The sequence below is a fragment of the Vibrio genomosp. F10 str. ZF-129 genome (assembly GCF_000287055.2).
GTDB lineage: Bacteria > Pseudomonadota > Gammaproteobacteria > Enterobacterales > Vibrionaceae > Vibrio.
In genome coordinates this window covers 31,560-44,394 of record NZ_AJYQ02000103.1, presented here as the reverse complement: position 1 = coordinate 44,394, position 12,835 = coordinate 31,560, and the positions used below count along the sequence as shown (strand labels likewise).

The following is a 12,835-nucleotide window of genomic DNA, read 5'->3' as shown; positions in this document are numbered from 1 at the left end:
ATTACTCCGATTCCGCCTCTTTAAGAAGCTTTTTGGGCAGTTTGAACTCAGCTTTCCGACGCGATAACTCTTTCACGGTTGGTGCGTCGAGTGGCCCTTGAACCTGGTAATTCACCTGGGTAAAAACCTCGACTACAGGCGCGATCACCGTCGTAATAGCCAAAACATAAATAGCGGTTTGTGGCGTCACAGCAAAAGCGGTTAAGACAGGGATCCCTGAAGTAATATCTGGGACAAAATTCACTTCCGCATCGACGGTTCGATCATTGAGATTCGCCAACCCTTTGATGTTCATTTCGCCAGCCACTGCATCCATCTGAATATCGTTAGTAACAAAAATCCCATCTCGTATTTCACCGGTTCCTTTAATCGAATTAAACGCCATTCCTTTATCGAACACATCCGTAAAGTCGAGCTGCATCTTACGAATAATAGAATCTAAGCTAAACAGACCAAGCAATCGAGCGGCACCGCTCACATCAGAAACCACCCCCTTACCAAGCTTACTGCTCACCTTGCCCTCTAAGGTATTCACTTGCATTGACCAAGGTGCACCGTTCCACTTCAGTTGTGCAGAAAGATCAAAGGGGGCGCGCTGAATACCGGAACTGATACCAAAACGCTCCATAAGATCACTGTTGTTATCACCACTCATTGCCATATTGTATTCAGTGATACTTTGATCGTCCGTTAACGTCCAGGCACCATTGATTGAGATGCTATTGGTGCCACTTTTGACCGAAATATCATTCCATTCTAACCGGTTGCCTTGGCGTACTAAATCGACATTCACTTTACCGACTTTGTAACCTTGCAGCCAAAAATCATCAATCGCTAATGTTAAGTTTGGCATTGACTGGTGAAAAGTGCGATCAAAATGTGTGATTACCCCTGCTGGCTCACTCTTACTGGTTAAAATGGATCGATCTTCCTTTACCTCATCTAAAGCGGGAATATAAACATGCAAACGATCCAGTGCGACCGAAAGATCATAAGGCTCTATATAGCTTGCTTGACCACTTGCCTCTTGGCTCTCGAGATCAAAATGCCAGCCTAAGTTTTTTCTTCGTGCTGAAAAGTTAACATCATGCCATTCGATATCCGCCAACGTGAGATCCGCCACATCGATATTGACCCTTTCCGGCATAGGGATCTCGGGCGTATTGAGTTCATCCAGAACGGCCTTTTGCTTCGGCACTGGTCGACTGCCAATCTCGAGCCATTTATCCAGGTTAAACTTATTGGTTCGAATCTGTGCGTGATGCCCCGCGATAGGGCTAATTTTAAAGCTGCCATTTCCTACAACGAGATTCGTTGCCGTTAGCACAGGCGTCTCAGGTCTAATATCAATTTCTGCTTGGTATTTTGCTCTTGGCATTAATAAACGAGCACTGATCGATTCTTGATTGCCTGACGCTTGCAAGCGTGCTTCCCCTTTCTGTTTTAACGGTTTGTTTAACGGATAAGGGTAATCGCTTTTTACCATGGTCATATCTGCGGTTAGATCGATTTGATAAGTAAATCCAACATCATTGAGTTGGATATTAATCTCAGACTGCCAAGGCGCATGACCGGAGAGCTCTTGCGTCCAACGATCACCAACATAAGGAGATAATGGAGCAATATCCCAATCTGCGAGTAGATCTATTCCGACGGAATAACCCGAACCCGATGAATTTTCACCAGAAAAGTCGATAGAAATGGGCTGTTTTAATAGATCCGCCGATAGGCCAGCTGCTTGAACAACGTCGTTATCGAATTCAATTCGCCCCGTCACTTTCTCGAGTGTCATAGGCGGTGCTTCTATCTCAACGTGATTACTGGTGAGATCGGCAAAACCCCAAGCGCGTGATTCAGTTTCACTATTAAAAGGGATGTACAATTGAAACTCTGACATCACTTCGCCATCGACTTGAATTGCGGTGAGCGCGGCCCCCACCGAATCAACCAATGGTGAGGCCGTCATGTAATCTCGCACGGCGTTGCCTTGTGCTACGGCACTGGCCTCTATTTCAATATGCCCTGCACCTGATAGTTCAGGAATTCGACCTGTAATGCGCTTTGCATGAACATCCACCAACGTGGCGTCTTGTGAATCTAAGTACATAGCGGCATTTTCAAACAAGAGATCGAGTTGCAGATCAGTGATCGGAGGCCATGCAGTATCAAAACTGAACTTCGCTTGCTTCAGCCCTACCCAGGCTTGGAATATTCCATCATTATTGTGATAAGGGAAATCACCAAGCTCACCGTACCAAAGCAGTTTTGACGTATTTACTTTACCGGCTTGGATTCCCGTTGATAAGTAATCCGTTAAGCCCTGACCTAACGCTAATGTCGGTAAATATCGCCAAGTCTGACCTGCGTTGTATAAATCAGCTTCGGCATAAAAAGAGAGAAATGGACTGCGGTTTTCTGGAAAATCTAAACGGAATGCTCCTAACACTTGCAAGTCAGGAGTGGCAGCCGTTACCTTATCGGCCCATAACGACCAGCCATCAGGGTTATTTTGCCACACAATATCGACTTGTCCTTGCCTGATATTGAGAGGGGCTTGGAACACATTTCCATACGGTAAAATGTCATCAATCAAGGAAACGGAAGCTTTCGCTTGCTCGATATTTCCAGAAACAGACATTGACGCATGATGGACTTCAGGGAGTAACCCCCATTGGGCCATACCGGCGTTATTTAACTCACCAGAGTAACGAAGTGACTCTATAGTTTCGCCCTTCGAAATTCTGACATCTTCTAACTGACCGGTAAAATCCAGCTCTTCAATAAAATTCACCGTATCGTCTGAATCGGGAACCAATCGAACCAAAGGGCGGAGTGCTTTCAAATCAAGCTGAGAGATATTTAAACGCCATAAATCCGGTTGCCAATCAAACGCAAGGTCTAGTTCTGGCCATTCGATACTATCGGTTCTGACCTGCAACGAATGCGCATCAACTCGCAAGCCTTCTTCACTCGGTAACAGTTTGATAATACCCGATTCAAGCACCAGTAGATGCTGCTGTTCGTCATTCCAAACCAGTTCTGATGGATTCAGATCGACATAAGCATCAATAGGACGTCCGTGCTCTAACGTTATCCAACTACTAAAGCTAACAAAGCCTTTCTCTATGCCCGTTTTTTCCCGCCATTCACTTGGAATCCAGGGGGTAATGTGAAGATTATTGGCGGCCAAATAGAATTCACCCGATACATCCTTTAATGATCCGTAATCATAGAAGTTAGCGCTTACTTGCAAGGAATTTAACGCGGTATCAGCAATACTGACCGTACCTTCAGCTTTATGTAAGTTTCCTTGATTGAGCCAACGCAAGTTTTCAATATCTAATTGACGCGTACCACCATCAACCGCCTGATACATGATTGATGAGTTGAGTAAAGAAAAGTCATCCAGTTGGGACAGTAATAATCGATCTAACTTAGCCACCACAGAGCTATCATGATCTGGGACGTTTTCACTCGTTTCTTCAGATTGTTGAAATAACGAGACCGACCGTATATCCAGCTTCATCTCATTGATCGATAAATCGGTCACAATAGGTTGAAGCTGAAGAATAGATTGGATGAGGTCAAACTCCACTTCCAGAGTTTTCGCCGAAAGGTGGATATTGGAATTATCAGGAAGATCAGCCGCAAGCCCTTCCAAAGCGATAGAGGGATGAGTATTGCGCCAAAAACCTTTGACGCTATCAATGTTAAACTCAATCCCTGCACTCTGACTGACCCAAGATTGAATCTCATCTTGAAAATGATTGAGCTTAGGCAGAGCGATGCGCAAGCTCGTCACCAAAATTGCTAATGAAACAAAAATGGTGAGGAGCAAGAATAACAACACCCGCAGCAGGTGGACGAAAGCGGAATTCACAAAATGCCTATTACATCATAACGACGTCAAATTGCTCTTGAACATAAAGAGGCTCAGCTTGAATACGAACTTCTTTGCCGATAAAGACTTCTAGTTCAGCAAGAGCGTGAGATTCATCATCTTCTAACGACTCTGCAACCGCTGGTGACGCGTAAACAACAAACTTGTCTGCATCGTATGCACGGTTAACCCTTGTAATTTCGCGTAGTATTTCAAAGCACACGGTCGCCACCGTTTTCACACTCCCTCGACCTTCACAAGCTGGGCAGCTAGCACACAATACATGCTCGATACTTTCCCTTGTGCGCTTACGCGTCATCTCAACAAGGCCTAACTGGGTAAAGCCGTTTATGTTGGTTTTGACCCGATCTTTATTGAGCGCTGCATCGAGTGAGGTGAGCACTCGCTTACGGTGATCTTCTGAGAGCATATCAATGAAATCAATGATAATAATCCCGCCAAGGTTTCTTAAACGTAATTGACGAGCTATCGCCTGAGTCGCTTCAATATTGGTGTTAAAGATCGTCTCTTCTAGGTTTCTACGTCCGACAAACGCACCGGTATTGATGTCTACCGTCGTCATTGCTTCGGTTTGATCGATGATGAGATAGCCACCTGATTTTAATTCGACTTTCCGATCAAGAGAACGTTGAATCTCATTTTCAGTGTCATACATATCAAAGATAGGCTTATCACCTTCGTATAGCTCCAGTTTATCTGTCAACTCAGGAACATACTCACTGGTAAATTCAACCAATCGCTCATATTCAAGACGTGAATCCACCATGATGTTATCCAGCTCTGTGCCGACAAAGTCTCGGATAATGCGGTGCGCAAGGCCAAGCTCACCGTACAGATTACTTCTCGTTTTATACTTAACTCGTCGCTCAACAATCTTTGACCATAAGCGCTTCAGAAATGCGGCATCTTGAGACAGTTCTTTCTCATCTGCCCCTTCCGCAGCGGTACGAATAATGAATCCGCCATGCTCATCACAATAGTGAGAAACAACTTTCTTTAACCGGTTACGTTCTTTCTCGCTTTCAATACGCTGAGAAACGCCCACATGGCTCGCGCCTGGCATAAAAACGAGATAACGCGAAGGCAAGGTGATGTCCGTGGTGAGGCGCGCCCCTTTTGTCCCAAGAGGATCTTTCACGACTTGTACGACAATGTCTTGCCCTTGTCTGACTAGCTCCGAAATGTCGCGAACTTGGAATTGTTTTTTCTCATTTTCAGCCACGCATTCCGTATGTGGAACGATGTCTGAGGCGTGCAAAAAGGCCGCTTTATCTAAACCAATATCAATAAAAGCCGCTTGCATGCCAGGTAAAACTCGACTGACTTTACCTTTGTAGATATTGCCGACGATGCCACGTTTTGCTTCACGTTCTATATGGATTTCTTGTAGAACCCCACTTTCTATCATCGCCACCCGTGTTTCACTTGGCGTGATGTTTAGTAATAACTCTGCACTCATGAGTACACCTCAAAATTATAATTATAAAAATTCGCGCAGCAGTTGGTCTGTTTCATAAAGGGGTAATCCGACCACGGCAAAGTAGCTGCCTTCGATTCGGGTGACAAAACGTCCGCCCAATCCTTGAATGCCATAACTTCCCGCTTTATCTTGTGGTTCGCCCGTATGCCAATATTGTTCTATTTCATTTTCAGACAAAGGCTTAAACCACACATCGGTCGACACAACCACTGAGTGCTGTTTTTGATTTGATATCACCGTCACTGCGGTGAGCACTTGGTGGCAGCGGTTGGATAACTGCATTAACATCTGTTTTGCGTGCACTAAATCATTGGGTTTTTCTAATATATTGTCGCCACTCACAACGATGGTATCGGAGCCTAAAACCACGGTATTACTTTCATGATGTAAACGCTCTTCACAGCGTAAAAGCCCAGCCTTCGCCTTATCTAATGATAGACGCTTAACATACTGCTCTGGGGTTTCTGACGCTAAGCATGTTTCTTCAACGTCGGTCACCAATACCTCAAACTCATACCCTAATTGAGTAAGAAGTTCTTTACGTCTTGGCGACCCTGACGCTAAGACCAGTTTTTTCATGTTCATCATTTTATTTGCCAATGTCGTCTTACTCGACGCATTAATAAAAACATCCAAGGCCACAGTATGGCATTTATCAGCCCGCTCCACAGTGACAATGGATTAAAGGCAATGTCTTGAATTAAGAACTCACCAAAAAAGATCATTCCTTCAAGCGCGATGGATAACAAAGCAATAATGATCGCTTGTTGCCATAAGGCCATATTTCTTAGAACGAGGAAATTGATTGCTACCACATAGATAACTATCGATAACATCATTCCTCGAATACCCAGTGTCGACCCAAGTAAAAGATCCCACAGGAGACCTAAAACTAATGCGGTTCCTACGTTGACACGATGTGGCAAGGCAAGAACCCAATAACAGATCACTAGCAATAACCATGCAGGTCTTAAAAGATCAAGCACGCCCGGCCATGGGATAGTTTGTAAAATGAGAGCAATAAGAAATGAAGTCATAATGACGATTCGACTCGATAGAACTCTATTGGTCATTGTTTGCCTCTTCTTCCATCACCTCAGGATCCGCTTGTAATATTTTTTCTACTCTCGATTCATTAGGCCAAATAAGCAGTAAATATCGTAAACGATCAAACTCAACCACAAGTCCTGCACTGATCGCAGCGAACTCACGCTGTGTATCTCTATCAACGCTTGTCACATAGGCAACGGGATACCCCTCAGGATAAACACCGCCAAGACCTGATGTCACAAGAAGATCGCCTTCTAAAATATCGGTGCTGGTTGGGATGTGCTCCAACTGAAGTTTATCGATGTCCCCAGAACCGGAAGCAATCACTCGGATATCGTTACGGATCACCTGAACCGGAATCGCGCTATTGCTGTCAGTTAATAATAGTACTCGGCTATTATGCGCCGCAACAAAGGTGACTTGACCGACGATGCCATGCTCGTTAGTCACAGGTTGACCAACGTACACACCATCCACTCGCCCTTTATCAATCACAACCTGACGGCGGTAAGGCGTGGTATCAACCGCCATCACTTCAGTGACGACCTTACGTTCATCTCGAATGAAAGAAGAATCTAACAGCTTACGCAGCCGATTGTTTTCTTCTTTATATTGATCAAGTAATAACAGGTCACTTTTAAGTTTGAGGACTTCTCGCTTTAAAGTTCGACTTGAGTCAAGTAAGGCTTTGCGGGTATTAAAATTATCGTAAAAACCATCAAACATCAGACGTGGCATATCCGCCGCGTACTGGATCGGAGCCACCAAACTGTTTAAAAAATATCGGACGCTTGAAAATGCACCTAAACGACTATCAGCCAGCATAAGGCTGGCTGATAGGGTAACCGCTAAAAACAGGCGAAATTGAAGTGAAGGCCCTCTGCCAAATATCGGCTTCATGATATAGAGATCCTAATTTTTCGCTTTATTGGCCTTGATAGGATTCATACCAAAGCCAATAAATTCATTACTCTTCGCTAAACAGATCGCCACCGTGCATGTCGATCATCTCAAGGGCTTTACCGCCACCTAAAGCAACACACGTCAACGGATTTTCAGCGACGACAACAGGGATCCCTGTTTCTTCCGTTAGTAGACGGTCGATATCTTTAAGCAGTGCACCACCACCAGTTAATACCATGCCGTTTTCTGAAATGTCTGACGCTAACTCTGGTGGACACTGCTCCAATGCAACCATAACAGCAGAAACAATACCCGAAAGAGGCTCTTGCAGTGCTTCTAAGATCTCGTTTGAGTTTAGGCTAAAGCTACGTGGTACACCTTCTGCAAGGTTACGGCCACGCACTTCAATCTCTTCAACTTCATCACCAGGATAAGCTGAACCGATTTCATGTTTAATTTTCTCAGCGGTTGCTTCACCAATTAAGCTGCCGTAGTTACGACGAACGTAGTTAATGATCGCTTCATCAAAGCGGTCACCACCGATGCGTACAGAAGATGAGTAGACCACACCGTTTAGTGAGATAACCGCCACTTCAGTAGTACCACCACCGATATCCACAACCATTGAACCAGTAGGCTCTGAAACGCGCAGACCAGCACCAATTGCCGCAGCCATTGGCTCATCGATCAAGTAAACCTCACGAGCACCAGCACCTAATGCCGATTCACGAATGGCACGACGCTCAACTTGAGTTGAACCACAAGGTACGCAAACCAAAACGCGTGGGCTTGGTTTAAGCACACTGTTGTCGTGAACCTGTTTTATGAAGTGTTGTAACATTTTTTCAGTGACATAGAAGTCAGCAATCACCCCATCTTTCATTGGGCGAATGGCTGAGATATTGCCAGGTGTACGACCGAGCATTTGCTTTGCGGCATGACCTACAGCAGCAACGCTCTTTCCAGAGCGCGCACGATCTTGACGAATAGCAACAACAGAAGGTTCGTCGAGAACGATCCCTTGTCCTTTGACATATATAAGTGTGTTGGCAGTACCTAAATCGATAGATAGGTCGTTAGAAAACATGCCACGAAGTTTTTTAAACATATTCTTCGTTCGTCCTGCGAGAATTAGAAGATAAAAATTGCACTAAATGTACCAATGCCTTGCCATATCAGCAAGGCATTGGTACATAAACATGGAGCAAAATCCGCATTTTCTAACAGTTTCCTTACTTAGCGCATGAAATGATGTAAATCACTGACCTATTAAGCCACTTTCGCCTCGGTAAATGACGCGATCATTACCACGATGAATACCAAAGGTGACAACCGTTGATGGATCTTCTTCGTCTGTATCTGCGCCATCCCAATTGTAACGAAGCCATGGCAATCCGTTATCACTTCCAGTACAGCTACTACTCTCTCCGTTTTCTTCTTCTGGGCTATCGAGAACGAGCCAAAATTTCACTTGTTCTCTTGCAGGGTCCGATTGCGAGGCGACCAGTTTTCGAGATTCACCGAGTGAAACCGGCCCCGTTCCTGATAAGCTCGCATTATCAGTGCCGATATCAGACCAAATCAATTGGTGACAATAGCCGTTGCCGTCAAAATCAGTGCTGCTATCATCACTATTAGTGATAAAACGGCTGCCATTCCAATATTCAACAGTAAGAGGAACGGTGATAACGGTATTTTGGTTGCCACCTACATCTTTTAAGCTCATACGTCCAAAGCGGATATCTGGCTGAACCGTCAAGATGTCACCACCGGTGGTGTAATTGATCGGATCAATATTGGTCACGGATATAGCACCATCTAAAGTGATATTAGAAACCTCGATATCCTCCAAAGCGTTGAAAGGGCCGTCAGGAACAAATGTGGTTTGCTTCAACCAGCAGATACTATCGGTACAGTCATTATTCGCGGAATTGGAGAACGTCCCAATTGAGCGATTCGTATTGACAGCCCAAGAAACATCCTCTAAGGCAGGAGCAGCTAGGCGAGTACTAAACGCACTGTTTTCATACAAATCAAACTTCGCTAGTAGCGACGGATCAAAAAGAGGATAGTTTTGCACCGCATTGTTACTACTATTTAACGCTTCTACATCGAACTCTACACCATCAAATGGTTGCCCCATGTACACATGTGGTTGTGGGCCTGGATAATCCCATCGCGTATCGATCACTGTAAAGAAAGCAGGGTAGAATCGGCCAATGCTTCGGGAGCCTTGATTGATATCCATCTCCAGGTAAATAGCTTGAGTATCCACCAACAAACGAACACTGCCGACTTCATCCCAGCTCAGATCTGAGTAATTGTAAAAACCAACGCTGCTATCATGACTTTTTAATAATGAGCCCGATAACTGACCATCAACACCGCCTAAAGGCGTAGCGACCTCATGTGTCATTTCAACGGTAGCGCTAGGGGCACCGGAGATGAAGAAATTTTGAGTGACGGCCGCGCCACAATAGCCCGAGGTTTCAATCACCCCAGAAGTGCTGCCGCCTGTTTGCCAAACAATAGGCTTTACTTGTGTCGCAAATACTTCGCCTGACTCTTTATACCCAACACCTCCAGTCGCTGTGCCGCTTACATCGTCATCAGTACAAATCGCAAAGGTCCATGGGCGAGAATTTACCGTAAACACCCCAGTGAGCTCATCTTCCCCTTCAATGGGGCAATCATCATAACCTACGCAATTAAAACTAGTATCTATCAACGAGACGGTTAACTGACCAGACTCACTAAATTCGATTGAGCTTGATTCATCTGTTGAAGTTCCACCGCTAAATATTGGAGCGTATGTCAATGTCCCTGAGCCCGAGCTTGGCTGCACCATATTACTCGTAATTGTAGGCGTACCAGAATACCCCACATCTACCGCATTACCTGAATTACAAGCAAGTACCTTGGCTGCAACGCTTTCTGGTTTCATCGCTATTAGGTATTGATCAGGTACGTCAAAGCGATACGGTACAAATTTATAATTGCCAGTGTCGCTATAAGATCCACCATCAATCGTGGTTGTTACCTCCGCATCGGCTGTACTTGCTTGTGTCGCCGATAAGTCAAAAGTAGCGATACCAGAATTCGCCGCTTTCGTTTCCTTATCTAAACCATCTACAGATAAGGTGATATTCCCATTAAAGCTGTTATCAACTGCATCATCTTTATAAACCGTTGCAGTTAAAGGTATCGTTTCGCAGGTGAGGGCGATGTCTGTAGCTGGGGTTAAGACTAATTGATAGTCGCCACTCGGCGGACCAGAAGAACAAAAGTTATCCTCTCCCACAATTCGAGACCCGCTAACATCCATAATAAGATTATTTGATGAAACGGATCCTCTTAAAATTATTTGATTAGTAAAATGTACATTAAGGCCCACGATGTTGAGATAAACGTCAGAATTAACGTTCTTAATCGTCACATCTGCGGTTGGACCATAGACGATGAGATCCTTCAAGCCACCAGTATCCGTCATTTCAACAGGAGTATCTTGCAAAAATGTTGATTCAATATTCAGAATGACATTTGATGAATATGTTAATTTCCCGCCAGTGCCGTTAGATGTAAATGAACCGAAGGTATAATTAGAATTCGCTTCGAATATACTTTCTACCTTCCCATCAGAAAAATAGTCTTCGATAGAAATTCCATCTCCTGATTTTGCTAAGAATGTTACTGTAAAAATTCTACTTGTATAATTTGAAACTTTTAGACTACGCAATGAATCTGAAATAGTAATGGCAATTGTTGTGCCATCATCGGTAAAACTGCAAGATGTACTATTGGTGCAGTTTTCCATATTCCAGAAGTCTAAAACTAAACCTTCTTGTCCCCATTCAGGATCGAGGGCTGGAGGTATAGGAATTAAGGGAGGCTGTAGTATCCCGTTACGCAATGCGCAATCTTCTGTAGACGAGCCTAAAACACAACTTTGTGCTAATTGTGAAAGTGAATTGGCATTTTCTGTAGCATCAAAAGGAACTTGTAAAGAACCATTGATGAAATACTGAGATTGATATTCTTCTGACCAACCACTGATTAGGATATTTGGAGATCTTAAGTTTAGTTCACCATTAGGCCCCCAACTTTGTACAGGCTCAGGAAAATAAGTACAAATATCGATATCGATTTCAAGACGCTCAAAAGCAAAATACCCAAGCTCTTCTCTTAAATGAGTTCTATCGAGAAAATCCTCATCAATGGCAAAACTCACCTGATTGTCGTTTTTAATTTCACAGCGACGAGCCCAACCACCATGACCTCCATTGCGCTCTTGCTTCTTACCAATAATGCCATCAATGCCATCGAGTGGAATACTCGCATAACCTCTGGTGCACCCATCTTCCATAGGGTCATTGCCTGTTTGATCTGGCGTTCGAAACCCTCGACCAAAGTGTATGTTATACCCGTCTACTTCGAGAGCACTTAAAGAGTTAGTGGCGATAAAAGCGATCCGCTCTTCTACATAGTTGTGGTTTCGATCTCTTGATGCAGAGAGTTCAAGAAATAATCGCGCGGAATTATTGTCATTGCCTGTCAATAGCTTGCCTGACGTCATCCATTTATCACCATTATTTCTGGTTTGGATTTGATGCAAAACAATGGGTGAGTTAAACGAGCCTTGTTTTCCAAAATCAGAAAATGGCACATTGGCCGAGTTCCCCGTATGCGATTTGGAGTCATTGGCGTTGGTATCCACATAACCAGCAATGACTTCATGGCCATTAAAGCTTGCCACACCAGGTTCGATAATTAAGTAACTGACCTCAGTAATAGGTACATCATTATCCATTTGTAGGAGATTAATGGTGTCTTTGGTTATTTGAACGGATGTGGAATCAGCAGTGAGTTCAGAAGAAATGTATAGCGTTGCTGGTTTATCTTCATCAGGACTAACGGTATCAATTGTTGGCATAACAAAGACAAGAGGGGCAAAATCGTAGTCTTTTGTAAACTCGATAGTACAGGGCATTGAAGAACACTGTTTCGTTCCAAATTCATATTGAGCATTTGAGGAATAAACTGGGGGAGGTATCACCTCACTGACTTCTTCACAAGAATAGCTCCCAACACCAACTCCATTGCCGGAAATATTTCCATTTTCAATCGATTTATTGACACTTTCTATGAACTGCCATGCGTTATCAGAAGGACTCCGGCGATAGTAATAGCTCATGTTAGTATCAGCATCATGATCAAAACGAAGCACATATGCAGATCCAGTGGTGAGGTTTTGTTCATTAAACAAATAATCTGGATTTGGGTTAGAAATTCCCGTATACCACAATGTTTCTTGTCGTTGGTTCCCATTTCCGCTTGTAAAATAAAACTCTTGATAACTATTGCTACCAGTGACATTGATCGTAGCAACGAAGTCTTTATTTCCTTTCACCTCACAAGAGCTTGAAGGTGGAATGCTCCCCCCTGCTCTCGCAAATGAACTAAAAAGAAGGATGCATAACCAAAAAGAATTATTCCATTGCATA

7 protein-coding genes are annotated in these 12,835 nt (G+C 44.0%); all 7 read right to left on the bottom strand.

All coding sequences use genetic code 11. From position 1 onward, the window contains the following. Position 1: 1 nt before the first annotated feature. Positions 2–3,880, bottom strand: coding sequence for a YhdP family protein (locus A1QO_RS12280; RefSeq protein WP_017041098.1), 3,879 nt, complete (start codon positions 3,878–3,880; stop codon positions 2–4). A 10-nt stretch (positions 3,881–3,890) separates the two neighbouring features. Beyond that, positions 3,891–5,360, bottom strand: a complete 1,470-nt coding sequence (rng, locus tag A1QO_RS12275) for a ribonuclease G (RefSeq protein ID WP_017035137.1) — start codon at positions 5,358–5,360, stop codon at positions 3,891–3,893. A 21-nt stretch (positions 5,361–5,381) separates the two neighbouring features. Next, positions 5,382–5,966 carry a Maf family protein gene (locus A1QO_RS12270; protein WP_026026869.1) on the bottom strand — a complete coding sequence of 195 codons (585 nt, stop codon included), beginning with the start codon at positions 5,964–5,966 and terminating at the stop codon, positions 5,382–5,384. Then, positions 5,966–6,454, bottom strand: coding sequence for a rod shape-determining protein MreD (gene mreD / locus A1QO_RS12265; protein WP_017035135.1), 489 nt, complete (start codon positions 6,452–6,454; stop codon positions 5,966–5,968). The genes A1QO_RS12270 and mreD overlap by 1 nt, the downstream gene beginning before the upstream one ends. Then, positions 6,444–7,331, bottom strand: coding sequence for a rod shape-determining protein MreC (gene mreC, locus A1QO_RS12260; protein ID WP_017041097.1), 888 nt, complete (start codon positions 7,329–7,331; stop codon positions 6,444–6,446). The genes mreD and mreC overlap by 11 nt, the downstream gene beginning before the upstream one ends. A gap of 67 nt (positions 7,332–7,398) precedes the next feature. Continuing rightward, positions 7,399–8,442, bottom strand: a complete 1,044-nt coding sequence (locus A1QO_RS12255) for a rod shape-determining protein (RefSeq protein WP_017035384.1) — start codon at positions 8,440–8,442, stop codon at positions 7,399–7,401. A 150-nt stretch (positions 8,443–8,592) separates the two neighbouring features. Continuing rightward, complete coding sequence (locus A1QO_RS12250; protein ID WP_017041096.1) at positions 8,593–12,834, bottom strand: DUF6701 domain-containing protein; 4,242 nt, start codon at positions 12,832–12,834, stop codon at positions 8,593–8,595. Position 12,835 lies beyond the last annotated feature (1 nt).